The sequence below is a fragment of the Vibrio casei genome, assembly GCF_002218025.2.
GTDB classification, from domain to species: domain Bacteria; phylum Pseudomonadota; class Gammaproteobacteria; order Enterobacterales; family Vibrionaceae; genus Vibrio; species Vibrio casei.
The window spans coordinates 488,075-513,650 of the sequence record NZ_AP018681.1 but is presented as its reverse complement, the minus strand read 5'-3'; the positions used below and the strand labels follow the sequence as shown (position 1 = coordinate 513,650).

The 25,576-nt window shown below is 38.1% G+C and carries 28 protein-coding genes; 20 read left to right on the top strand and 8 right to left on the bottom strand.

Going from position 1 to position 25,576, the window contains the following annotated elements; genetic code table 11:
• Position 1 precedes the first annotated feature (1 nt).
• The 4 genes from VCASEI_RS15240 to VCASEI_RS15225 form a co-directional block, all read right to left on the bottom strand.
• Entirely contained in the window at positions 2-535 is a 534-nt protein-coding gene (locus VCASEI_RS15240; RefSeq protein WP_089110738.1) for a helix-turn-helix domain-containing protein, read from the bottom strand.
• A gap of 476 nt (positions 536-1,011) precedes the next feature.
• Positions 1,012-1,404 carry a hypothetical protein gene (locus VCASEI_RS15235; protein ID WP_089110737.1) on the bottom strand — a complete coding sequence of 131 codons (393 nt, stop codon included), beginning with the start codon at positions 1,402-1,404 and terminating at the stop codon, positions 1,012-1,014.
• A 1-nt stretch (position 1,405) separates the two neighbouring features.
• Positions 1,406-1,789 carry a hypothetical protein gene (locus VCASEI_RS15230; RefSeq protein ID WP_089110736.1) on the bottom strand — a complete coding sequence of 128 codons (384 nt, stop codon included), beginning with the start codon at positions 1,787-1,789 and terminating at the stop codon, positions 1,406-1,408.
• Between the two features lie 16 nt (positions 1,790-1,805).
• Positions 1,806-2,087: a hypothetical protein gene (locus VCASEI_RS15225; RefSeq protein WP_089110735.1), complete on the bottom strand. Its 282-nt coding sequence runs from the start codon at positions 2,085-2,087 to the stop codon at positions 1,806-1,808.
• A 1,583-nt stretch (positions 2,088-3,670) separates the two neighbouring features.
• On the opposite strand from VCASEI_RS15225, the gene VCASEI_RS15220 reads away from it, so the two are divergent.
• From VCASEI_RS15220 to VCASEI_RS15145, 15 genes are all read left to right on the top strand, one after another.
• A complete protein-coding gene (locus VCASEI_RS15220; RefSeq protein ID WP_089110734.1) occupies positions 3,671-3,859 on the top strand; it encodes a hypothetical protein in 189 nt (62 codons plus the stop codon).
• Positions 3,860-3,869: 10 nt separating this feature from the next.
• Complete coding sequence (locus tag VCASEI_RS15215; protein WP_162621081.1) at positions 3,870-4,403, top strand: hypothetical protein; 534 nt, start codon at positions 3,870-3,872, stop codon at positions 4,401-4,403.
• 1,267 nt (positions 4,404-5,670) lie between these two features.
• Positions 5,671-5,895, top strand: coding sequence for a hypothetical protein (locus VCASEI_RS15210; RefSeq protein WP_089110732.1), 225 nt, complete (start codon positions 5,671-5,673; stop codon positions 5,893-5,895).
• On the top strand, positions 5,892-6,071 hold the full coding sequence (locus tag VCASEI_RS15205; protein WP_089110731.1) for a hypothetical protein: 180 nt from the start codon (positions 5,892-5,894) through the stop codon (positions 6,069-6,071). The genes VCASEI_RS15210 and VCASEI_RS15205 overlap by 4 nt, the downstream gene beginning before the upstream one ends.
• A 102-nt stretch (positions 6,072-6,173) precedes the next feature.
• A complete protein-coding gene (locus VCASEI_RS15200; protein ID WP_089110730.1) occupies positions 6,174-6,362 on the top strand; it encodes a hypothetical protein in 189 nt (62 codons plus the stop codon).
• The gene (locus VCASEI_RS15195) at positions 6,331-8,067 is read left to right on the top strand and encodes a hypothetical protein (RefSeq protein ID WP_089110729.1); all 1,737 of its coding nucleotides are present in this window, start codon (positions 6,331-6,333) and stop codon (positions 8,065-8,067) included. The genes VCASEI_RS15200 and VCASEI_RS15195 overlap by 32 nt, the downstream gene beginning before the upstream one ends.
• Before the next feature lie 1,022 nt (positions 8,068-9,089).
• Positions 9,090-9,575 carry a hypothetical protein gene (locus VCASEI_RS15180; protein ID WP_089110726.1) on the top strand — a complete coding sequence of 162 codons (486 nt, stop codon included), beginning with the start codon at positions 9,090-9,092 and terminating at the stop codon, positions 9,573-9,575.
• Between the two features lie 12 nt (positions 9,576-9,587).
• Positions 9,588-10,619 carry a S49 family peptidase gene (locus VCASEI_RS15175; RefSeq protein ID WP_089110725.1) on the top strand — a complete coding sequence of 344 codons (1,032 nt, stop codon included), beginning with the start codon at positions 9,588-9,590 and terminating at the stop codon, positions 10,617-10,619.
• A gap of 20 nt (positions 10,620-10,639) precedes the next feature.
• On the top strand, positions 10,640-11,341 hold the full coding sequence (locus tag VCASEI_RS15170) for a hypothetical protein (protein WP_089110724.1): 702 nt from the start codon (positions 10,640-10,642) through the stop codon (positions 11,339-11,341).
• The gene (locus VCASEI_RS19465) at positions 11,338-11,502 is read left to right on the top strand and encodes a hypothetical protein (RefSeq protein WP_162621080.1); all 165 of its coding nucleotides are present in this window, start codon (positions 11,338-11,340) and stop codon (positions 11,500-11,502) included. Before VCASEI_RS15170 ends, VCASEI_RS19465 begins: the two co-directional genes overlap by 4 nt.
• A 5-nt stretch (positions 11,503-11,507) precedes the next feature.
• A complete protein-coding gene (locus VCASEI_RS15165) occupies positions 11,508-11,771 on the top strand; it encodes a hypothetical protein (protein WP_089110723.1) in 264 nt (87 codons plus the stop codon).
• Positions 11,768-12,217: a hypothetical protein gene (locus tag VCASEI_RS15160; RefSeq protein ID WP_089110722.1), complete on the top strand. Its 450-nt coding sequence runs from the start codon at positions 11,768-11,770 to the stop codon at positions 12,215-12,217. Before VCASEI_RS15165 ends, VCASEI_RS15160 begins: the two co-directional genes overlap by 4 nt.
• A gap of 6 nt (positions 12,218-12,223) precedes the next feature.
• Positions 12,224-12,841: a hypothetical protein gene (locus tag VCASEI_RS15155; RefSeq protein ID WP_089110721.1), complete on the top strand. Its 618-nt coding sequence runs from the start codon at positions 12,224-12,226 to the stop codon at positions 12,839-12,841.
• Positions 12,842-13,008: 167 nt separating this feature from the next.
• A complete protein-coding gene (locus tag VCASEI_RS15150; RefSeq protein ID WP_089110720.1) occupies positions 13,009-13,380 on the top strand; it encodes a hypothetical protein in 372 nt (123 codons plus the stop codon).
• Positions 13,381-13,382: 2 nt separating this feature from the next.
• The gene (locus VCASEI_RS15145; RefSeq protein WP_110957822.1) at positions 13,383-15,452 is read left to right on the top strand and encodes a DUF3523 domain-containing protein; all 2,070 of its coding nucleotides are present in this window, start codon (positions 13,383-13,385) and stop codon (positions 15,450-15,452) included.
• A gap of 212 nt (positions 15,453-15,664) precedes the next feature.
• Here VCASEI_RS15145 and VCASEI_RS15140 read toward each other — a convergent pair whose 3' ends face one another.
• Positions 15,665-18,115, bottom strand: coding sequence for an ABC transporter permease (locus VCASEI_RS15140; RefSeq protein ID WP_089110962.1), 2,451 nt, complete (start codon positions 18,113-18,115; stop codon positions 15,665-15,667).
• A complete protein-coding gene (locus VCASEI_RS15135) occupies positions 18,112-18,789 on the bottom strand; it encodes an ABC transporter ATP-binding protein (protein WP_086958960.1) in 678 nt (225 codons plus the stop codon). Before VCASEI_RS15135 ends, VCASEI_RS15140 begins: the two co-directional genes overlap by 4 nt.
• A gap of 70 nt (positions 18,790-18,859) precedes the next feature.
• Between VCASEI_RS15135 and tesA the strand changes: the two genes are divergently transcribed.
• From tesA to VCASEI_RS15115, 4 genes are all read left to right on the top strand, one after another.
• Positions 18,860-19,474: a multifunctional acyl-CoA thioesterase I/protease I/lysophospholipase L1 gene (gene tesA / locus VCASEI_RS15130; RefSeq protein WP_089110963.1), complete on the top strand. Its 615-nt coding sequence runs from the start codon at positions 18,860-18,862 to the stop codon at positions 19,472-19,474.
• 219 nt (positions 19,475-19,693) lie between these two features.
• Positions 19,694-20,890 (top strand): enoyl-ACP reductase FabV, encoded by a 1,197-nt coding sequence (gene fabV, locus VCASEI_RS15125; protein ID WP_089110964.1) that lies wholly within the window; start codon positions 19,694-19,696, stop codon positions 20,888-20,890.
• A 248-nt stretch (positions 20,891-21,138) separates the two neighbouring features.
• On the top strand, positions 21,139-22,788 hold the full coding sequence (locus VCASEI_RS15120) for an ABC-ATPase domain-containing protein (RefSeq protein WP_089110965.1): 1,650 nt from the start codon (positions 21,139-21,141) through the stop codon (positions 22,786-22,788).
• 105 nt (positions 22,789-22,893) lie between these two features.
• Complete coding sequence (locus VCASEI_RS15115) at positions 22,894-23,403, top strand: M48 metallopeptidase family protein (RefSeq protein ID WP_086958598.1); 510 nt, start codon at positions 22,894-22,896, stop codon at positions 23,401-23,403.
• Here the strand turns inward: VCASEI_RS15115 and VCASEI_RS15110 are convergent.
• Positions 23,376-23,933: an NUDIX domain-containing protein gene (locus tag VCASEI_RS15110; RefSeq protein ID WP_089110966.1), complete on the bottom strand. Its 558-nt coding sequence runs from the start codon at positions 23,931-23,933 to the stop codon at positions 23,376-23,378. The genes VCASEI_RS15115 and VCASEI_RS15110 overlap by 28 nt on opposite strands.
• A 12-nt stretch (positions 23,934-23,945) precedes the next feature.
• Positions 23,946-24,884, bottom strand: coding sequence for a histone deacetylase family protein (locus VCASEI_RS15105; RefSeq protein ID WP_089110967.1), 939 nt, complete (start codon positions 24,882-24,884; stop codon positions 23,946-23,948).
• A gap of 227 nt (positions 24,885-25,111) precedes the next feature.
• Here VCASEI_RS15105 and rbsD point away from each other — a divergent pair, with 227 nt between their 5' ends.
• Positions 25,112-25,567 (top strand): D-ribose pyranase, encoded by a 456-nt coding sequence (rbsD, locus tag VCASEI_RS15100; protein WP_374700982.1) that lies wholly within the window; start codon positions 25,112-25,114, stop codon positions 25,565-25,567.
• Positions 25,568-25,576: the final 9 nt, after the last annotated feature.

Genomic DNA, 25,576 nt, shown 5'->3' with positions numbered 1-25,576 from the left:
ATTAAAGCCCTCCTTTAGAAGTACAACGTAGAGACGCTTTCAGGGCTTGTACAACACTCAGATCAGCACGTCTAGTATTAGAAATTTGTGTATAATGTTCTTCAAAGTCTTTATTGGCTTTATCTAATATTGATGATGTTTGATTAGTACCTGTATTTGGGCTTGTAGGCTTGCTGTGAGCTTGTTTGAATACTCTTGATGCTAATGTACCAAGTTTAGGGATAACCACTGATAACGCTTTGATAAGGCTTGATTTGAGCGTGTATAGGTTACGTAATCCAATGCCATTAATGCGCTCGATTTTCTTGATTGATATGTAACCAAGTTCAGCAAGTTTTTGAATAGAACGGTTTACAGTGGCACGACATAAACCACAAATTGAGGCTATGCGACTTTGTGAAGGAAAAGATTCATTCTTTACTAAATTGAGGTGTGTCACCAATGTACTAAGTACAAGCTTATCAGTAGATGAGATCGGAAGGTTTGACGCAATAATAGCGTTAACAAGTTGAGAGTGGTGTTTTATTTGCTTCATGTTCTATCGTCCTTTTTGTGTTAAGGACAATGAAGAAACTTGGGGGGCAAAAGCGGTTACAGGCTGCAAAGCCCTCCACACTGACACAAAAAGTAAAACAGTATGAAAGGATATAGGCACAAAAACTTGACCTGTAACCAGTGCCCATATTAGGGAATCACACCCTTGGGGAAAGGATATGATATAAAATTGTTTTGTTTACTTTTTGTGTTCCCCTTTCAGCTTCTTACACTGTCAGGAAGTGAGGTTCTTAATCTCACAAGATAGATCTTAGCCTAGCAACACCAAGCAATGCAAGTGTTTAGAGAAGAAAATTAAAAATAAAACGTATTGTTAATATACTCTTAGCTGAAAGCGTGTTCTTGTAACGCTAGGCGACATACACAAGTAACTTGGTGTTACATACCTACACACCTTTATGCACAGGCATATTATGAGCACAAAAAAGGCTACAACACTAAGTCATAGCCTCATGATTAACGGTAATGTAAGGTTAAGATTTCTTTCGGTGCTACCAACTCAGGGATAACATTAGCAAGAGCATAGTCCCAAGCTGAACAAAGTTGTGCATCCATGATATCAACCTCGTACAATACCCCATTTCTAAAGTTAGATTCGATATTCTCCACGAATGTTTGCAATACCATGTAAACACCGTCTGTGCCGTATTCTTTGAACAGTGCATGAATATATTCAGCCTTTCCAGAAACAAAACTTTGTAAAACTTCTGAGCATTCCGCACTTGTTAATGTTACAAGTGGGCGGTAAATATGGACTGAAGAGAGATCGCTTTCTGTATAACCAAAATTTGATAAAGTTGTGAAAGCTAACTCCGCATGAGTGCCGTTGTATCTAATTTCTCTCGCCATATTATTTCCCATCTCGTTCTAGAAGTTGCGCTAATGTTAAGCTTTGTTGAGGAGCTTCTTCTGGTTGTTCTGGAGTTTTCACTTTCTCACCTTCTAAAACTTGTTTTGTTTTCTGGTCTTCAGTACCAAACTCTTTCAAAATCTTCTCTTGTAAGCTCATGAGCGTACTAATAGCTTTCATGCGCTCACCTGTCTTTTCTTCTTCTGACTCGATAACACGAATCAAGTAATCCACCATCATTCCGTACTTAGCATTGATCTTTTTGAGTACCTTATTCTTCTCGATAATGGCTTTATTTGTCGGATCAGAAGTATCTACACGGTTGTTAATACGGTCTTGAATAGGGAAAGGGATTTGTTTTGTATCGTATGCGGTGTTGGTCATTTTATAGTCTCTTATATTAGATTAGATGATGTTTTTTATATTCGGCTATAGCGTAATTACTACAACAATCGATCACTTCTCGATAGCGGTAGGCATAGCGTTTTATTGTGTCGGGCTTTAAGTTAAAACCTGTGTGCTCAATCACTTGGTCATAGCTTTGATTGATGGATAGTAAAGCGATCACTTGCTTAGTTTGCTCGCTCATTCGTGTGTAATCACTACACAAAAAGTAAGCCAATTTCATGGTTTCATCTTGAATATGTATAGCGATCTTGTTTAGTTGGTCTTGTTCGATCATGGATACAAATTTATACCTCGTTATTGTGTTATATAGTGACCTCTTAACCCCCTGTTATCTAACTGTCAATTTGTTATTAATCAATAGGTTACAAACACGCAGGTAACACCCTAAAATCATAAATTCTAAGGTGAAATTGGTGTTGAATAGGGAAAGTAAAAGGATCTTGGGGTGTTGAGAGTTTGACGCCTACCCCTGTTATCGCTAAAAAGGTAGATTTAAGAGATAAGGCTCTTAATCTTAATGCGTCTTATTATCAATTATACCATGAATGACAGTTAAATTCAATAAATTTCAGATTATCTATTGACAGTTATTTATTATTGTGAGTTGTATTGTTGAATATCTAAAATATGGATGTAAGACAATTGTTCTAATACCCATAAAGGCTAACCCCCAATATCTGAGAATTTACTAAAAATTTTAAAATTAGGGTGAAATTTCGGGGGTATGAGGTTGGGAATTTTGGGGGAAAATATCTGTAGTGTGAAGTTGGGAATTTTGGGGGAAATTTAGATTGACTGGCTTAGCTTACCCATATTAGCCCACCCTGTACCCCATAGAACCTCAAAATATCTACTCACCAAAACTACATAATCATTCATCATAATATGCACCCTTTAGGGCGATGCCCTCACCTTTCCACACTTCCCCATAAGTACCTTTTTGTACAAAGTTTTAGCATAAGCGCACTTGGTATAATCATAGCAAACCCTTATGTATCAATGGTTACAGGCGAATTAGCTAGTGCGTATTATGGTTACTACTACGCATTACACCCATTATGTAAAATTCGAAAACAGGCTTATCAATAAATCTTCCTGAAGTCTGCATATTGTGGGGTAAATGTTGGTGTTTATAGTGGAAATTTGAATTTGAATTATGTTAATAAAACGCACCAAAATGATGCACTGTAAAAACAAGAGGAATTTAGGGGAAATGGTGTATTGTTGCTGTAATTTACAATCATTAATTTTATTCATGTTTAATGAGTTTATTATTACTTATACACATAATCATATTAGAGTGAAATTTTATTCATATATGGTAAATCGTATATATCCTGTAATGTTATATTATAACAATTGTATCTTGTGGTGTATAAATCCTTTCTATATGTCCCCTTGTAGGCGTTATTGGTGTATATGGTTATAACTGCACTAATATATACTTAAAACACTGTATAGAGGCTATCAGGGGCTTATATGAGGGTTTATTGTGCCAGAGTGTGGTGTTTTAGTGTAGGTTTTATTGTAACCCTAGGTTAGTGTACTAGCTAGATAGTACAAGGGTGTTGTAATGTTACAATTTCTTGACTTATGAGTCAGGTTTTAAGGGGTAATGTGCAAGTGAATGTTGTTAAATCACTGTTCATCCATACAGTACACTTTACCCCCTGTTATTTACTCTAACAATACCACCCCAAGCATGACAACACTGTGACCATCATCCAACACATTAAAATTGTTTTTAGGGGTTATCGTGTGAACAATCCCTTGTAGAATGGTATCTTGGTTAACTGTATTACCCCCATTGATAGAATGAAGTAGAATTGAAGAAAGAATACTGAATAAGGGACTACTATGATCAAACTCACTCTACCTGCAATCTTAATGCTATCTGTATCTAGTCTAGCCAATGCCTCTCAATGGAAACTATCCCACTCTCAACAAATTTCTGATACTCGCCAAGTATGTGTTTATGTAGATGGTCAAGGTAACACTAAGCAAGTGGAGCAATCTAAGAATCAATACTGTCGAACTTATTTGTAAAATGTCTTATTTGGATATTTCTAAGAATTCAAGAAGTCTATCGAATAGCCTTCTTAATGAAAACAACAACATAAACGTATATAAAGAAAACAGTGTTGCTAAACAACTTCAAGAAGAACTTTGCCTTTTTGATTTCAATGGGCATCAAATTGAAACAGTTGTTATCAAGAATGATGATGGTAAAGAGGAAGCACTGTTTCGTGGACAAATGGTTGCTGAAGTGTTGGGGTATGAGGATCTAGTTAAATCTGTACAAAATAATTGCCTTGATATCAGAAAGATGTCTTACCTAGATGTTGCTAAATCAAGATCAGTGAATAAATCCGATCTTAATAAAAACAACAGCTTACAACCAGAAAAGTCATTATTTCAACAATTGTTAGACTCAGGTTGGAAACAAACACCATTGGTAACTAAACGTTTATCTTACCTTGATATAGCTAAAACAAGTTCCGTACATTATACGGATCTTAATAAAAACAACAACTTAAACGTATATAGAGAAAACAGTATTGCTAAACAACTTCAAGAATGTGGATGGTGAAGAGGAAGCATTATTTCGTGGACAAATGGTTGCTGAAGTGTTGGAATATATTCGTCCCAACGATGCAATTGACCAACATTGTATTAAAAAGGAGTCCTTATCCTATCTTGATATTGCAAAGAAATCGGAAAACGTTTATTCACCGTATCCCAATAAGGACGGGACTTCCAAGCCGATTTTCAACCAACTACTCGATTCTGGTTGGAAACATAACAAACTATCATACCTAGATATTGGTAAATCCTTGGGATCGTATTTTTCATCCCTTCCCAGTGACCACGGTGCTTACAAGCTATACAAAACGCAATTTTGCACATCCTTGATATACCTCATCCGCAATAATTCGGACTCCCCCGAATTGGGTTCTCTAATGTTCAGCCCTTATATACCTAGGGGACAATTTAGTCTCTTATACTCACTGCTAACTTTGAGTAGTCATCATACACTAAGCTAATTCACCGTTAAGGCGTCTATATGTTCCCTATGGGAATGAACCTAGTTCACCGTAAAACGGCTTGTATGGCTCTCACAGACGTTTTAGCATCATCTTAATGCAATTGTACAGGTAAAGTGTAAAGTGTCTGTGGGATGTGATTTAGAGTAAATACTACACTAAATCAACCTCGTGAATTAGACAAAACCTCTTGGAAGCATTGGTATATAAAGGTTTGTTGGTATTTATTGTCCTACATACTCCCCTACTCTCCCTCTTCCCTCCATTCCTCCTTACCTAACCCTTTCCCCCTTGCCCATTCAATGGGTAATAGTGACTATTGGAGGGGAAATACTCACATTAATAGCATCGTGAATTAGACAAACATACTCTAAGTGATTGATATATAGCAATAATATAGTAAATACTGTCCTACATACTCCCCTACTCTCTCACTTCCCCCTTATTCCTCCCTCCTCCTCTTATTCCCTCTTACTCACCATTAACCTAAATAAACAATATAAACCTGTACACTATACAAATAACCATACAATACTCCACCCTAGACAACCAGTACAACACAAACCAATACCAATGAAACCTTATTTAGTGATTTTTAATAGCAGAACACACAGAAAACACCTTTAATCTAAATAATAATCATTCTCAACTGTTGACAAGATCCCGATTACATGCGAAAATGGTTCTATGGATTGAGAAAAAATTCACTTCTACTCAATCTCTCGCCTCATCATTAAATCAAATCTGACTTACTTTTACTTACTCTAGAGTTCTAGCGGTAGGTTTTCGTGTGTCTGCTATATAGGAAACTAAATGAAACATATTCAAGAAACACTAGCTTTTATCACTAATGTGGAAGCACTGCCACTGGTAACACAGCTAACACTAGAACAGCTTTCAATTGGGGCTACAACACGCAATAACGTACTCAATAAACGACATAGACGCAAACAAAAAGGACTAATCAAAGAATCACTTTACTATTCCACTGCCCTTTTCTTGTGGGATACATACAGAGAATTAAAGGAGACTGAATGATCACATTATATACAGCACAGAATGAATCAGAACTTGATAACTTACATATTGAAATGCTGGAAATAGAAGAAAAGGAGCAAAAAGGTAGATTGACAAAGAAAGACTTCAATAGATTCTCTCAAATCGTTGGTCAGAACATCACCCCAAGTTTATACAGAAAAATCTTCTTAGCTTAACCCTTCTAAACAATCGTGTAATGCACAAACTTTCTCTTTGCCCTTTGGTTTCAATGGGTAGGGATTCTTGCGTTCAAAACACGACAAAAAACAGGATTAAAAATGATTATCGACTTACCAGATCAGACATTCAAAAGACTTTGGGATGAAGCGGAAGCTCAAGGTGTATCCGTCAAGACACACATACGCAACTTATTAAATCAACACACACAAGACACACAACACACACAAGACGTTCACGACAAGGAGAACAACATTAATGATTTATCTAGAGACACTATCGAAAAATGAGGTAGAGCAATACTCACCCCACCTTATCAAATTCTACATTTGTTATAAAAAATACAAAAACACTAAAGTCATTATTCAACATTTCACTAAGATTTACGGGAAGAAGTTCGAGAAAGAAATCGGGATTGTATTCACTGCATTAGCTCAAGCTTCAAAGAATCATGCTATAGGTGTTCGTCTTCCAGTTGGACGTGACTACTTCAGCCCTTCAAAGAATAAAGCAATCGCAGGTCAGAACCTTAATCGTGAACGTTTTATTGCTGTACTAAAGAACATGGATACAGACAATTTACTAACTTTTCGAATGGGCTGTGCTGATCATTTTGATCTAGACGGTGGCGCATTATCTGAAATCATCTTTTCTAAATCTCTTTTTGACATGGTGGATAATGTAAAGTTAGCAAATGAAGTAAGCAAGATTGATCAGCCGTTGGTTGTAGTAAAAGATACAAATGGAAATCTTATAAACACTAAAAATATGCAAGGTGTTGGTCGTACTTCTGATGTATGGCGAATGATGGAAGATTGGCACAATATTATTAGTAAAACAGAAATCACAGTAAACAATATCAGATGTGCTACCCCATTTTATCAAAAACAATATCGATTAGATCAAAATGGTGAGGGGCGCAATTATGTTGCAGGTGGTGGTATCCAAACAATGCCAAAATCACAACGTTCTAGCATTCGACTAAATGATCAACCATGTTCTGGTATGGATTATAAAAACCTTCAAGTACGCTTATGCTATACCCTAGCAGGTGTTGAACTTCCCGATCATTTCGATTGTTATAGTATCAAGCACGACTACCCCGATCATAAAGAAGATCATCGTAAACTATGTAAGTCTAAAACATTAGCTTTGTTATTTTCTAAGTCTAAAGCAGGTGCAGTGGGATCAGTACGTCAAACATTGCGTGAAGATTTGCTTGTATATCCCAAGGCAAAAGCTGGATCAAAATGGTTCAACGTTATCAAACCAACTGACCCAAAAAAGCTAAATGAAATCGAAATTGAACTACAAAAAGACTTGGGGAATAGTCGTAAAAAGCTACAGGCAAGAAAATACGCTTGGCTAGTCAATAGTGTAGATGCTATTCAGTCTGTAGCCACAAAGCTAATAGAAGACTTATCAGAACATAACAAAGCAATTGCAGATTACTTTTATCGCCCTACTTTTTGGCAAACACTGCAAAACCTTGAATCTCGCATGATGGATATTGTAATTCAAAGATTCATTGATAGGGGTGAATGTCTTCTTAGCTGGCATGATGGAGCTGTAACGGTTACACGTTTAGCTAATACATTAAAAAATGATATGAAAGAAGCTTATGAGATCGTGATGGGTACAAGCTTAAATTGTGTTGTTGAATCCGAGTTTATGAAGTTCGACTTTGTTAAATCTGAGCATAGCACACACTTTACTGACCACTTACCAGAGACAGAAGAAGAAACGCTTGAACGTGTCACTAACGAATCAATCAAAGCGGAAGCTATACCTGATCAAATCTTAGAAGAAGATCATAGTAAGAGTGAAAGTCTACAAGAACAAGCCGATCAAGAACTCGAATCATTGGGTTTTATATGTGCTGATACTGTTCAAAATACATATCATCAATTTGGTTTATGTTCAGAGTGTAACCACCCATTAAACCAGTGGAGTGCTTGCGAAAATAGCAACTGTGAAAACTGGCTACCCTTCTAAAATCGCCCTGTAAAGCCCCACAGGGGACATATAAGCGTTTTAACAAATAACAATACCAATACACCTTAATTCACGTAAATAGCCGTGTTGGGCTTCCTACACCCTTAATTCACGGCTTAATTAAAAGAGGACATTATGAAAAGACAACTTATATTAAATCCAAATAACACTAGATCATTAAATACAGTGCTAATCAACGAAAAAGAATATGTACTCGACAAGTTTGAACTCAAAAAATACTATCAGTATAAAATTAAAGACAACCCAATCAAAGAGGAATTATTTTTGATCTGGCTCGAAAACTATCAGACTCTCAAATACAGCATTTATATTAACTCAAGCCCTAATCACTTACCTTCTAAAATAAAGAATTTAGCATAAGAATTTAGGTTAAATAATAATCAAATAGAAGTTACATAGCAGGTTTTTTATATTAATGCAAGCAAAACTATTGCATTTGAATCAATTTTAGTGTATAATAGGTATTATAGGTTAGACATTTTATGTTGTTGCTTAGCTTATATTTCTGGTAGTAGTATTATCCAAAAACGTTATTTTTTAAAGTTACCTCTTTTTAGATAACAGTTATTAAACCCCTGACTTCTCCTTTTTAAGTTTGGGGTTTATTTTTTATTACTAACTGCAAGTAAAAACTTAGCACCTAATCCCCCTTTTTATCTCCTAATTTCTAAAATCTATTTGTAGCTTTGACGTTGGTTTCTTCTCCTTTCCAATGCCAAGGCTACACCCTTTTTTCAAGGAAACACATATGACACTAAGCCACAAACGCAAGGTGTACGAGTCAGCAGAGGAAATTCTTAGTTTACTATTAAATGGTAAAATCAAACTCTCGACTTTATATACCCACCGACATCGATGTATATATCTCTATAAAGATTTTAAACAAGCCGAATTAATACAAGATGCTATCAAACTATATAATAGCTTCAATAATATCAAAAATATTAGAATTTAACACAACAATACTACTACTACTACTACTAGAAAATAAGAGGTCAATAATGACACTAACACAACAACTCGAGCAAGAATATCCACATTTCAAACATCATTTAAAGAAAATTAGAGATGTGTACGCAAACATAAAATCACGGTGTAGTAAGCATCCAAACTATTTAAATGTAAAGTGTGAGTTTGAAAATATTTTCGAAGTAATGGATTTTTTGGAATATGAAAAATCTCAAGGGCGTGATTACACAAAAATAGATAAACCTCAGATTGCTAGATTATTTGATGAGGGGAATTACAGTGCTAAGAACTGCCGATTATTGAGTAAGTCAGAGAATTTAAGAGAGGCACATAACAAACCAATTCAAATCTACGACTCACTTAATAATAAAACTACAGTGTTTAATCATGGTGTTATTAACTTTTACAACATTAATAAATCAGTGTTTAATTTCACACTTTCGACAATGTATAGAAAAATACACGCAAACAAACCCATCATGATCGGAGATCATTTTATTAAAGTCAGTTTTTTATAAATAAGGTAAATAATGATTACATTATACAACAGCAAGATTACAAACACCCCACTTTTAGCAACACCCACTCTTCTTAGCAATGTTAATTCTGTTCTAGCTAACCATACAATTGCGACTCAATCACAGAAGTTAGAGGCTGAATTCGAGCGCAGCGCAAAGTTCAAAAGCATCAAGAGTAACCTACCCTCAAATACTGGCCTGATTCAAATTAGCGGTGCATTAGTAGCGGATAAAATGCCAATGGAAGCTTTATGCGGTATGACTTCTTATCAATCTATTGTTGAGCAAATGCAAGCTTATACACAAAACTCAAGTATTAAGCGTGTACTTTTCCACATTCAAAGCGGTGGCGGTGAAGCGTATAAAGTATTTAGTAGTTGTACTGAGGTTAAGCAACTTGCACAAAAACACGGTATTGAGTTAATTGGTTATGTGGACGGAACTTGTGCCAGTGCAGCATATGCTTGGGGTTCTATTTGTGACAAGATTATTTCACATCCAGAGTCAAATTCGATCGGGTCGATTGGTGTTGTCTTATCACTACTCAATGATTCTCAAGCATTACAAAAGCAAGGGTATGAACGCACATTTGTTTACAGTGGAAATTCGAAAATCCCTTTTGCGCAAGATGGCACTTTCAAAGCGGAATTCATCCAAGAGCTTCAAAGTAAAGTGGATGAGACATATCAGACTTTTGTTACCCATGTAAGCACTAACCGCAAGATGAGTAAAGCCGATGTGATTAAAACTGAAGCGAAAACTTATACAGCCAAGAAGGCGATGTCGTTGAAGCTGGTTGACCACTTGATGACGGAGCAAGAACTTTTCGAATATTTAGGTAAGCCGATCATTGGAAGTAAACCAGTCTCAGCCCCAAGTGCTACCCCTTCAGCTTCAAAAGTTGAGGTTAAGGCGAACATCAAAGTAGAACAAGCTACCGAGAAGTTAAGGGATTTGCAGAGTATTGTTAAAAAGCGACTTCAACGATCTGAAGATGATATCAAGCAGCAAGCAATTGCCAAACTAAAACAAAATAACTTATAAAATAAAGGATAACAATCGAAATGAAAACACTAAACGACTTTTTGAACGAATACTACAACGCCCTTGAATTAGCTACTTGCAGCCAAGCCGAACTTGATAAACGCATTAGTAATTATGTTAGTCGCTATGACATTGGTGTGGGTATTGCTAACACAAGCCCTACACCGAGCTTCAAGGAATTAAAACTAGATCGATTTGTAAGCGTGCAGTTGCATCAAATGCTTGATCGTGACAAATTTATTACTTTTAGTAATTATTTAATCGACAACCCCGATCATAAGGTATCCGATAACAACTTCCACTTGCACTTTTTTAAACATAATTGGTTGATCTTTGAGAAAGGTGAAGCTGAACAAGAAGCAGATAAAAAAGAAATTATTGAATATGTGAAGAAAACTTATCAAGCAGAAGTTGACCAAGCAAACGCTGATTTGTTAGCAGATGAAGAGAAAGCATTAAGCTCCGCACGTAAGGCATTAGCAAAATATGAAGCCGATCTCGTGAAAGCCAATAAGCCCAACTTGGAGCAATTTAAGCAATTAGCTACTGTTAAGAACGAGCTAACCGCCCTTTTAGATGGTGTAACAGAGTTTAGTTACGAGGATATTAAAGCTAAGTGCAGTGTTAAAGATAACAGCTTATTAGTATCAGCAATGGAAAGCTTGGGTTACTCGAAAGTTAAAAAAGGCACAAAAAACGTATGGGTAAAGGAGGGTGTATGATTATTGATTACAACATCGCTCGACAACTCGCCCAAGCAGAACTTCTAAAGACACTCACCCCTTCAACAGATCAGTACCGTTTTGAGATGGATATTTATCAAAAATTAGTAAGTGGTGAGATTCAAAATTTAGACTCAATTAAACATTACAACGAGGCATAATAAAAATGATTACTACAGAATATAAGCTAAGCCAAATTAATTCTCTCAGAAATACTATCTTGAAAAATCAACGAGAACTAAAGAAATTCGAGGATAAACAGATTTTTAGCGACCAGATTGTTTATGACTGGCACAACAACCGATTCGCTCAGCTTAAACCACTAGAAGAACATTACGAGTATTGGCTAAATTGGCGAGATGAGTACCTTGAGTGCTTACGAGGTAATATTGTTGCAGATCAAGCAATTTTGGAGGGTATGCTTAAATGAAATTAATCAAAAAAGAATTTGATGGTGTTGTCCTTCAAGCTTCAAAGCTGAAACAAACAACCGTAAACATTGAGTTATTTAAGCTAAGTAAAATCCTTGTTCCTTGTGTGGGCATCTTATCTGATCAAAAAGACAGCCCAGATTTGTACACTATTTTGTTCAGTGTCGTGAGTCAGAAAGCTAGTGTAGAACATTTTGAACAACTTCAAGATTTACTTTTAAGCACCCTAGTGAACGATGATTTAGAGCATATCAAAGATGTAGATAGCTATCTTGAAGATAAGGGTATTAACAGTTTGGATGTTTTCATGTGGCTGTTCCAAGCTCAACTTATCCAACCCTTGCAAACCACTCAAACTTTTAAAGTGTTACAGAGTCACTTTGAAGATATCAAGGAAACGTTTTTCCCAAGCTTGAACTTGCCTACTCCCTCCCCTACGGAGTAAGACTATATGCAAAATTTAAACCAATCAGGGGGCGCAATGCCTCCTTTTTTATGCGTGAAACATTTACCCACTGTTTACAAAATCTTGAATGAAATCGAAGGTAAACCGCTTACAGATATTAGTTCTGATACATATCAAAGCATTCTTGAGTTTTTGGAATCGGTACAAATTGAAGGTGGAGTGTTTGAAAGTATTCACAAGTTTTTCGAGTTTATCAAACCCCTTTATGAATGCCAATTGTTACCCGATCTACAAACTGAGATTAGCAATAAACGATTGAATAATCTACGTGCTCAACTAGCTGAAGAAACGGATAAAGATAAACGATTAGAAATCAAGAATACGATCAATAGTGCTGAGAATGCAAATCGCCCAAACGAGCTAATTCAACAACAAACAGATGCCCTAACCGCCTTATATGGTGAAGAAACCGCTCAGGTAATGCAGTGGGTTATCTATTCCAAAATCCCTCTAGAACGTGCCTTAAACCTCCCATTTAAGCAGTTTGTGGATGAATACAACATCAATGTACTAAAAAACAACATTGAGTACAGTCATCACTTGGAAGAGAAGAATAAGGAAGCACAACAAGAGGCAATCCGCCAAGCTCAAGGTAGACGATAACCAATTAACAGACAAGGATTTTTTATGATTAAACATTTACAACTTTTCACAATAGCAACCTTTTGGAACTTATTAGGGCTAATGCTAGGAATCGACACACCAGTTATTATTTTAAACTTTATCATTTTACTATGTGCCTACAAATACGGATTAAATAGGGGTAAATAATGGATGTATTAAACTACGCGATAAACTATAGCCTTGCCCAACAATCACGCTTATATGAGCTATCTAAACCCCTTCCTGAGCTTGTTATGCAAAGAGTAACTGTAGAGGGTGAAGATATTGAACTAATGAAGGTAATCCGCCCTTTCAACAATGACTTGAAAGAATTAATAGAGTGGTCAGCGTTTCTTGAATTATCACAACTTGATGAACTTGAACAAGTATTTATCAGTGACAGATACAAGAAAGATATCATCGAACTGTACCAAGAATTCCCAGAAGATCCCGAGGTTCAAGACCTGTATTTACAGTTAGTTGTCATGGGTGTTATCGATCCAGAGATTGAACAGAATAATAATAAAAATGAGGGTTAGACATGGATAACATAGCAGAGTATGGAATTAGTATAGAATTCGAGAACAAACGTAGGCTATTCCGTGAACTTCAAGACTTTGAAAAGAAGTTTAATAAAATTAATACTGATGCTCACCGAAAGGAAATGAAACGTCAGAAAGAGCTTTTAGACTTACACAAAAAGAGTAACGACAAGAGGCTGAGAGATGATAAAAAGACCAACGCACAAGAAGAGCGAGAGACCAAGAAATCTCTAGCAACAGAAAAACGTGCACATGAGAAGGCTCAAAGGGAAGAAAATCGTCGCTTAGAAAAACAACGTGTACAACAAAAAAGGTTCAACGATTGGAAGCTTAGACAATTCCGCTCGGCAAGTTACGCACGATTAACACTTGAGCAGAAGATGGAACTTAAAAGGGTTTTATCAGCTAAGAAATCAGAGGCCGAGATCCGTGAGGAATATGCAAAAACAACCTCCCATTACGCTAGAGAGCTAAAGCAACGCAGTGCATACGAACGTAAACAACAAGCTAAGGAACGTGCTAAAAATGACGGTGGTGGTAAAGGTAGTAAGGACGTTAAAAGCGGAACTATGTTACCTATTGCGCTTAATCCCGCGCTAATGGCAGGTGCAGGTATAGCCTTGGGGGGCATGGCAGTCAAACAGGGGTTAACTTCAGGTCAGCAACGCTATGAACGACTTCAACAAGGTTCTGATCAGACTGGAATTTCGGTAGATGATTTGCAACGGCGTGCTTACATTTCACAGGGGGTAAGTGAAGAGTTTAATCTCGATAAGCAAATCGACATGCTCAGCGATACACAGGAGAAAATCGGGGAAGCATTATCTGAAGGTAGCTTTAATAAAGAAGGTGAATTTACTGGAGGTGGCGGTGCAGGCGATCTGATCAATGCACTTGTACGCAGTGGAGCATTAGAAGCCAATAAACAGAGTGTTGAAGCCTATTTTGCTGATGCAGATAAAAACATGGGTGTAATGATTGACCGTATTTTTGCAGATGTTAACAAGAATATTCATGATCAAGGCAAGCGTAGATTTGTACTTGAATCATTGGCTAGTGATTTAGGCAAGTTAAACAATGCAATGAATCAAAACAGAGAAAAAGTAAACCAACTTACTAAGTCATACGAGGAAAACAACATTGGCTTAACTGATGAAGATATCACACGCTTACAAAAAGTTGACTCGATGTTTGCAACCATTTCCACAAGTATGAGTAACTTCTCCTTAAAATTTTATAATGGTTTTACTAAAGCTTTTGGTGAAGATACCCAAGGTAAGTTAAGTGAGTTTTTCGATACATTAATGAAGTTAGCCGAACCGTTAGGCTATATGTTAGGGCTTGCAATCCAACCTTTTTTAAATCGCTTAATATTACTCACTAAAGCATTAAGCGCAATTGTTGATGGTGTGAAGTGGGCTATTGAAGCATTTAATACTGTTAGTAATAAAATTAGAGAATTTGGTGCTAATGTGTTGAATATGTTTAGTAATTTAGCAGATAAAATCAAGGGGGCATTGGTGGGCATGCTTCCAAGTTGGATGCAATCTGATGATGATAAGAAACAATCAAATGATAGTGATTCAAGTGATGTAAACAATAATATTAACAACTCAAATTCAATTCATAATATTGATAAAAGTGTCATCAATAACAAATCTGAGTCTATAGAAAATTATTATAATCCATATGCACAAACGGGGCTAGGTAGCTATAAGATGAACTTAGGTACATTGCCGACACCTTCTAATGACACTAAGCCACAACCGCAAGTACAAACACACGGATATAGTACAAGTACATTGCCAACTTATAACCCTTATGCTCAAGTGCCAACTGTGCCTACTGTTCCTACTATACCTACTATGGCAAAAGTAGTACCACCTCAGCCAACCGCAGCAAGCACGCAACAATCTATTAATAACCAGAATAATATTACTGTTAATCCTGTAGTTAATACGACTGTAGAGCTGGACGGTGAGATAATCGGTAATGTTGTAAGCAAAACAGATGCTTTTCACAACGGCATATATACAACAATACAACCTATAATGGTTGGTGGTCTGTAAAGTTAAAAGTAGTTAGATAATCTAAGCCCCTAGCCTTGATTGGTTGGGGGCTTTTTATTGCCTAGAATTGTCACACATTTTGGGCTACAATTTGGCATACTTTTACAATGTACTTTGTAACAGTAAAAACATAACCCATTGAATTAACAACACATATTAGTAAATATCAGTCACCGATTTTGTGGATAACTCATCTTTTATTCAGCCGCTTATTAAAATACAGCCTTATTAACAGGGACTAACAATTGTTTAATTAGCGTTCGAAGCACAAGCGCCAAGGTCACAAATGCTAGAAGTGGCAAAATAATCCACAAGCCAATATGCCAAGTAGGGTCAAGTTCAAACCCCCACTTCATTAAACTCGCAACACTGGCTTCTGCTCCCACGCTGGCAACGACACCGGCAATAAAGGCCATGATGCCATATTCATACCACACCGTTTTGCTGATCCTTTTTTTACTGGCTCCCAAAGTGCGGTACAGTCGAATTTCCTGTTGACGTTGAGAGAGACTTAAACGTAATAACGTAAAGATTAATAACAAGCCAGCAATCACCGCTAAGCCAGCCAAAACAGTAATAGACCATACAATCTGAGTGAGTAACACTTGAATTTTGCCAGCCATGGTACGAATATCCATTAAACTGACTGTAGGAAAATCACGAGCCATTTTATTTAAAAATACATCCGTTTTTTTCTGGTTATCCGCTGGCGCTTTAAAGCTCACCAACCATGTTCCAGGAATATCCTTTAATACATCCGGAGAAAAAATGAAGTAAAAATTAGGCTTCATTTCACGCCAGTGAACTTTGCGTATAGTATTCACTTTTGCTGTAACCGTTTGACTACTAATAACAAAAGATAACGTATCACCAATGTTAAGGCCAAGATCGCTTGCCACATCGGATTCAACCGAAACACTGCCGGGCTCACCCCATTCACCTTCTAATAAATCATTACGAGCAGGTAATGTATTAGCCCAAGTAAAGTTTAGTTCTCTGCGCAGTGAATCACTTTTATCTTCCCCATCAGCATAATCTTTGGCATCAACCCCATTAATTTGATGTAAACGACCACGAATTATTGGGTAAGCTTCCGAACGATTGAGATTTGCATTATCGATTTCTTGTAAATAGTCGTCTTTTTCATAAGAGGCTATATTCAATGCAAAAACATTCGGAGCATCTTCTGGTAAGGTTTGTTGCCAATCACTAAGCAAGTCACTTCGAACTAACCAAATAATGGCAATCAACATTAGCGATAAAGACAGTGCGCCAAATTGAATGCCACTAGCAATCGAAGAGCGATTAATGCGGCTTAACGCTAATTTCAATGCTGGTGATGCAGGCAGACGCAGTAAACCTTTAACCATAAATAGGCTGATTACACCAAGGATCACAAATATCACTAAAATACTGGCGAGCACTATCCAAACCAGCATATTGCCGCCATAAACTGACATCAACAAACCAAATGGCAATATGATCAACAACCATGCTTTGTTTGGAATATTACCTTGGCTAGGTTGCATGACTGATGCAGCAGAGGTATTAAGCAACCCAATCAAAGGAATGCCTAACGCGGGAATACCAATCGCTAAACACGTTCCAACGGATAGCAAAAACGGCATCAAACCATAACTAGGTAGAGGATCTGGCAGAACGTCGGTTAACGGAATACGCAATACTATTTCAAGTAATACGCCAATCAGTGAACCGAATACGATGCCAATGGCAAACAAGCTACCAATTTGAAGGCTGAGCCAACGAATCAACCAAGGTTTTTGTGCTCCTAAGCTTTTTAACATAGCAATGGTTTGTCGGCGGCTAGCGACATAGTGCTGACAAGTCAATACTAATGTAATAGCGGCCATAACGACCACAATCGCCACTGTTAATGATAAATATTGCTTGGTTTTCTCAAACACTTCCGACGTTCTGCTTTGCGAATCTTCATCTATCCACCTATCACTTGGAGTGAGGCTAATAGATTGCTTTAATTGTTTTATTTGGTTTTGAGTTCCGTTAATAAACAAGCGAAAACTGACCCGGCTACCAACTTGCACCGCGCCGGTTTTCTCTACATCACTTTGATGGATATAAACACTCGGCATTTGCTGGAATGGGTTAAACGCCAACCCAGGTTCTTGTAATACTTCGCCTGATACTTTGAAATCGGCATCACCAATTGTGACGGCGTCACCGATATTAACTTGTAGTTGTTGCATAACTCTAGGCTCAAGCCACAACTGATTTTCTGAAACATGGTTACGTGTTTTATCACCATTTGAAAGCACCATTTCACCACGCAGTGGATAACTATCATCAACCGCTTTCACCGTTACCAGTTGCATACTGTTGTCGCTGAAGGCCATAGTGGCAAATCGAGTTAATGTTGAGATTTTCGTTTTCTGGGCTTTAGTAGCCGTTAATAATTTTTCAGGTAAAGGATTCGAAGAGCGAAATACCGTATCAGCGGTTAAAGCATTTTTACCTTGCGTCATGATCACTTGATCCATGCGATCGGCCAAAGCCGCCAAACCAAACACGCAAGCAATAATGAGTGTTAATGCAATAGCAATTGGCCAAAGCTGGCTTTGCTTTATCTCACGCCAACTCCATTTTAATAAAGCTTTATTGGGTAAAGGCTTAGACACCGCGTTCATGCTTGATCCTCCAACTCACCGGCTTGCATGTGTAATATGCGATCACAACGCTTTGCTAAGTCGTTATCGTGGGTAACAAGTACTAAGGTTGTGTTATGCGCTTTATTAAGCTCAAATAACTGTTCTATGATCTTTGCTGCAGTAATTTGGTCTAGGTTGCCTGTCGGTTCATCGGCAAACAGTACTTTAGGTTGAATCATGAAAGCCCTCGCCAATGCTACCCGTTGCTGTTCACCACCAGAAAGTTGACTCGGCGTATGTGTTAAGCGATCTTTTAACCCTACTTCGTTCAATAAATGGGTCGCCCTTTCTATGTTTTCTTTTTCGCCTTTAAGTAAGCACGGTAATGTTACGTTTTCCAATGCTGTTAAAGTCGGAATTAAAAGAAAACTTTGGAATACAAAACCAATCGAATCACTGCGCAATGCAGCACGAGCTTCATCATCCATCTTTGATAATGACTTTCCTAGTAAGCTAATTTCACCTTGTGTTGGGCTATCTAATCCTGCCAACAATGTCATTAAAGTTGATTTACCAGCACCAGAGGTCCCTACAATAGCGACACTTTCTCCTTCCAGAATGGCTAGGTTCACACCCTTTAATATGGTTAAATGCTCTTTATTGGTTGAAACGGATTGACCAACACCCTCAGCTTGGATAACCACATTGGCCATGGTTGAACATGGCGGCTTTGCCTGAGTTGTTGCATTTTTATTGATAACATTTTCTGTAGGTGATTGTGACATGATGAGATTTCTATCCTTAATTCTAGTGTTAAGTCTTTCTTCCATTACGCACGCGGCGAACAGCGCAAACACGACAATTTTAATTCTAGGCGATAGCCTTAGTGCGGGCTATCAAATGCCGATAGAACAAAGCTGGCCTTCATTATTGCCTGATCAACTCAAACAAAAAGGGATTAATGCCACGGTCATAAATGGCAGTATTTCTGGTGATACTTCAGGTAATGGCTTACAGCGATTACCTGCTCTATTGAAACAACATAACCCCGATTGGGTCATTGTTGAATTAGGAGCTAATGATGGCTTACGAGGCTTTTCACCTACCACTATAAAGCAAAATCTGACACAAATTATTACCTTAAGTAAAGCCGCTAATAGTGATGTTGCTATCATGCAAATCATGGTGCCACCCAATTATGGTAAGCGTTATACGCAAGCATTTTCCAATTTATACCCAGAGGTTGCTAAACAGCAAGACATTCCGATCTTACCGTTTTTCCTCGAACAGGTAATCGTAAAACCAGAATGGATGATGAAAGATGGCCTTCATCCAAAAGCGGTAGCACAACCTTGGATCGCTGATTTTATGGCGTCTCAGCTGGAATTGATTCTGTAAATGCTTATTGCATTACGCACACAGCTTCTATATAGATCATAAAAAACGAGCCTAAATTAGGTTCGTTTTTTCATTTCCAAGCACTTCCATTCATGATCTGAAACAAATTTTCTTTAAATAAATCATAAAATTGCCACTAATACCCTGTTTGCTCAATACGCTACAGGCTAATTGTTTCTATTCTAAAGACTTATTCCTTACTTTAGAGGCGGATATCGTATGGTTATCGAACCAATCATCAAGGGTGTCGTTGCCCGAAGTGCCCATCCATACGGATGTCAGGCATCAGTACAGCAACAAATTCAGTTCGTAAAAAACGCGAAACAAATCGAAAATGGCCCAAAACGTGTGCTCATTTTAGGGGCATCTTCTGGCTTTGGATTAGCCTCTCGGATTGCATTAGCTTTCGGTGGCAGTGAAGCCGATACGATTGGTGTATCGTTTGAACGTGGTCCTTCTGAAAAAGGAGTAGGAAGTGCTGGTTGGTATAATAATATTTTTTTCAAACAAGAAGCCGAAAAAGAGGGTCGCATTGCGATCAACATTATTGGTGATGCCTTTGCCAAGGCAACCCGAGAACACGTTATCGAAGCGATTGAAACTTACTTCGAAGGCGAAGTAGATCTCATCATCTATAGCTTAGCAACAGGTGTTCGCCCGAACCCAAACACCAATAAAAATTGGGTTTCTAGCATCAAACCAATTGGTGACAGCGTCACAGGTGCTACGGTATTGCTTGACAATGATCAATGGATTGAAACGAGCATTGAACCTGCCACGGATGAAGAAATTGAAGCCACAATCCAAGTGATGGGTGGATCGGATTGGGAATCATGGGTCGACACTTTAATCAATTCAGAATCGATTGCTGAAGGGTGTAAAACCATCGCATTCTCTTACATTGGTTGTGAAGCTAACTACCCAATTTATCGTGATGGCACATTAGGATGGGCAAAAGTCGATTTGCATCAAGCGAGTCACTCTTTAAACATTAAATTGGCAAGTTTTAATGGCGCAGCCTACGCAACAGCTTGTAAAGCTTTAGTGACTAAAGCAAGCGTGTTTATTCCCACTTTCACGCCTTATATGATCGCTCTTTATAAAGCCATGAAAGAAGAAGGAAACCATGAAGGGTGTATCGAGCAAATGCAACGCTTATTCTCGACCAAATTGAATCAAGAAAAACCGCCCGTTGATGCCGAACGATTGATCCGTATGGATGAGTGGGAGCTAAAACCAAGCATTCAAGCTCGTGTAAGTGAAATCATGACGAATATGAATCAAGATAATTTTAAGCACGTTGGTGATTACCATGGTTATAAGCAAGCATTTATGCAGTTAAATGGTTTTGATATTCATGGTGTAGATTATCAGCAAGATGTTGATGTCGAATATTTACGTTCGCTTCAACCATAGTGCCACGATAAAACGAGATATTTCAGCCTCCTTTCACAGGCTCATCACCTCTCTAATGCGATCCTCAAGCATTGCTTATTAGAGAGGTTCCTTATCAACCGATTCATTATTTTTATTGTTCTGCTCTTCAGCTATTGAATACCCCTATTCTCTAAAGCTTTATTAAGCTGAAATTCGCATCTTGAAGTGACTTAGGTATATAATCCCGCTTTAGTCTTTATTCTCATCAAAAGCGATACTGAAACTCTATGGATACGCTGATCTTCAAACTGAAAAATATCGAAAAACAAAACTATCGTGCTTACCAGCAAATCAAAGGCCAATATGATTTTACAGATTTCGATCTTTTCATCGATACAGTGCAAGGTGATCCACATGCGACCGCTTCACGCTTACGAGCTCGCCGAGCATGGTCATTAACGGATTTACAATGGTTACTAGACCAATCTGAAGATTATCAACGTGCCGCTCGTGACTATATCGCTCGTTACTTTTCTCAATTAGCTCAGCCCGAACTTTCCGTCGATATTGCCTTCAACGGACAAAGTGTGCTCGACCATACTGCCGTTGTGTTTGATGAAAGTGGCATTGAACTTCGTTTTCGTGTCAACTTACCAGCCGATGGTCGCCAGATTTTAAGTAAGAAAGCCATTAACATACTGACTTTTCACTTGCCTAAGTTTATCCGCCGGTCAACCATTGCGCGTGAAATCGATATAGAAGCACTAAAACGTCACTGTGAAGTGGTGGAAGATCAAGTGGCGCTTCGTCATCAATTGGCGACAAACAACCTTGTTGCATTTGTTGCAGACGGTAGTGTCTTACCACGTGTTTCTGGTGATTGTGATCTACCAATGAAAAATGCCGTCACCTTTAGTGCACCTGAAACGTTAGCGTACACTTTAAATACACCACACAAAGGTCAAATTCGTGGTTTAGGTATTCCAAAGGGTATTACTTTAATTGTCGGTGGTGGTTTTCACGGTAAATCCACTTTACTCACCGCGATAGAACGTTCTATTTACGATCACATACCAACCGATGGTCGTGAGTACATTGTTACTGATCCGCAAGCGATGAAAATTCGAGCAGAAGATGGCCGTAGTGTTCATCATTTGAATCTTTCGAATTACATTAACCATTTACCTATGGGGAAAGATACGACGGATTTTTCGACGCAAGATGCATCTGGGTCAACCTCTCAAGCGGCTTGGTTACAAGAATCTTTAGAAGCGGGAGCAAGTACTCTTCTTATTGATGAAGACACTTCGGCTACCAACTTCATGATCCGCGATGAACGCATGCAAGCTTTAGTCAGTAAAGGGGATGAACCCATTACACCTTTGGTCGATCGCATTGGGCAATTACGTGATGAGCAAGGCGTCTCTTCTATTATTGTCATGGGTGGATCGGGGGATTATTTCGATGTTGCCGATACCGTGATTCAAATGCATGACTACCAAGCCTTGGATGTGACGGAAAAAGCAAAAGAAGTCATCAAACAGCACCCAAGCCAGCGTAATCAAGAAACCGAAACGCCACTGGTTCAGCATCCTGCTCGTTCATTTAATAATCTATGTTTACAGAAGATTTTGGCGGAAGGTAAATTTCGAATTCAAGGTAAAGGCACTCATACTCTGCGTTTTGGTAAAGAGCATGTTGATGTTTCCGCTCTTGAACAAATTGAGTCCACCAGCGAACTCAATGCCATTGGTTGGTTATGGTTCCAACTGTCTCAACAGCCTGGCTGGAGTGACAACCCGTCTCATATATTTGAGCAAGCATTGCAAAACGATTGGTATCAAGCCATGCCCAAAAATGGTGACTTAGCCAAGCCTCGCACACTCGATGTCATGGCGGTTTTAAATCGACTTCGTAAAGCACAATTTAAAGTGTAAGTGATGGTGTCTGTGTGATAGAAGCGATCTTAGGATCGCTTTTACTTTAGGGGATAAGACATTACCCATTGCAACGAATATAAGCTGAAACTGAAAGAATATTGAATGAAGAACAGTGTAAATTTAAAGTACCTGCAAGGTTATCCGGAAAATGTATTGTCTCAAGTTCAAAGCTTGATAGAACAAGGCAAGTTAGCCGCATGGATGAAAAGTAAATATCCAACAATGCATACGTTAACCACCGAAAAAGCACTTTACGAGTACACAATGGCGATTAAAAATCGTTATTTAAAGAAATCATCCCCTTTATCCAAAGTCATTTATGACCCGAAAATTCATATCGTCAATCATGCCTTGGGCTTGCACACTTTTGTGTCTCGTAATCATGGTGGTAAGTTAAAAGCTAAGAACGAAATCCGTATTGCCTCCATCTTTAAAGAGGCACCAGAACCACTGTTGCGCATGTTAGTGGTCCACGAATTGGCGCACATTAAAGAAAAAGAGCACAACAAAGCCTTTTATGCCTTATGTTGCCATATGGAACCGGAATACCATCAACTGGAATTTGATGCGAGATTATTTCTGACTTATAAAGAATTATCATCAGACATTTGATTGTGTATTTCAAATTCGCCCTGCACATAACTGCCAAGATGAACACTCGCTTTATGTTGTAAGACCAGCATGGCAACGTGTTTAAGATCGGTCGGAAAAGTGCGTCTCTGCTCTAAGGTTTCAATCGGCACCCATTCGATTTCTTGTATAAACACAGCGTCGTTGTGCCCAGCTAAATTATCGATATGAGGCTTACCAGAAAAATCCGTAATATGGTAAAAAAACTCAGCATGATAAATATTTCGTGTGGTTTCTAAAAACTCTCTAACACAGACTAATTTTCCCACTGTCACATCAATACCGGCTTCTTCATGGCACTCTCGCTTTAAACACGCTTTAGTATGCCCATCATTTTCTTCAAGGCCACCACCCGGTGGAATCCAATATTCACCACTAAAATCTTTTACTCGTAATAAAAGTAACGAATTATCTTTAATGATGATACCTGCAGCACGAATTCTATGCTGTTGCTTTGGTTGTAACTGCTTTGGTTCTAGCGGGTTTGAATTTACTTGTTTAGCCTGCTCCATGCTTAATCTTCCTTAAGTTAAAGACTCTTTCTCGTTTAGTGAATCAATTACCGCTTTTATTAGCTGGATATGTATAGGCACGAGATCTTGGTGCTTCGAACGATAGCCCCCGCCAATAACACAGGCAATCGGGATATGCCGTTTCTTCGCTAAGTCAAACATAAACCTATCTCGTTGATAAATTCCCTCAGTCGAGACTTGAAAATAACCGAGCTCATCATCTATATGAATATCCACACCTGCATCATAAAGAATGACATCGGGCTGATGCAGATTAATCGCCATTTCAACAATGGCAGTAAAGTGATCTAAAAACTCTGCATCATTAGTTTCTCTTGGCAACGCCACATCCATCGTAGAATTAGGCTTTCTGGCTGGGAAATTTTTTTCGCAATGAAATGACAACGTGACAATGTCACTATTATTTTGAGTTAATGTTGCCGTACCATCACCTTGATGAACATCACTATCAACAACTAATACTTTATCAATATTATCAAAGGTTAATGCATGTTTTGCCGCGATAACCAAATCATTGAATAAACAAAATCCACTGCCAAAATCAGCATGTGCATGGTGATATCCACCACTGAGATGAATCGCAATACCACACTCTAATGCCATCTCGATCGTTTTACATGTCCCTCCGGATGACATCAAAGTTCGTTCAATTAATGCTTCACTCCACGGGAATCCAATACGACGCATTTTCGCTGCCGGCAAGTTTCCCTGCAACAAGGCTTCGACATAATCAGAATGGTGCACCACTTTGATTTGTTCAATCGTCACGGGTTCAGGTTCAACAAAAGCTAACATAGATTGCCATACCGAGCTAGTTTGCATTATAGAATGAATAGCTTGATACAAAAGACGGTACTTACTGATGGGATAACGGTGCTTAGCAGGCAAATCCAAAGCAGAGTAAATAGGATGATAAATAAGTGGGATCATAAGGTTTCGTGGCAGCTTTAGTCGATAATAGTCAAAAAAGTACCCTGTCGATGCTATCAGCTTCACCGTAAAAATACAGCTTAACCTCACCCTCTTATTCTGCTTCAATGTGACCCTGATCACTCAGGCCTATCACCATCGAAACGTTTCGATGATCCATTTCACAATTTATTTGGTGAAGTAATGCATTATTTTTGTTTGTTACTATTATTCATCGAAACGTTTCGATGAATTCGAATTATTTGAATATAGGTTGTATCACTATGAAGAAAACCCCTTTACTCCATTCAGAGCTTTCATATTTGGTGGCGACACTTGGTCACACCGATGAAATCACTATTTGTGATGCTGGTTTACCGGTTCCCTCTTCGGTTGAACGTATTGATCTTGCATTAACCCATGGTATCCCAAGCTTTATACAAACCGTCGAAGTTCTGTTAAAAGAGTCACAAATTGAAGGGGTGATCATTGCAAATGAATTTAAGCAAGTCAGTGCACAACATCACCAAGCCTTACTTCAATGCTTAAAGATAGAAGAATTGGAGACAGGGAAAACATTGTCTATTACTTACCTTCCTCATGAAGATTTCAAACTACGAACACATCAAAGCAAAGCGATCATTCGTACTGGTGAGTGTACCCCTTATGCCAATGTTATCTTTCAAACTGGTGTGACTTTTTAAAAACGAGAT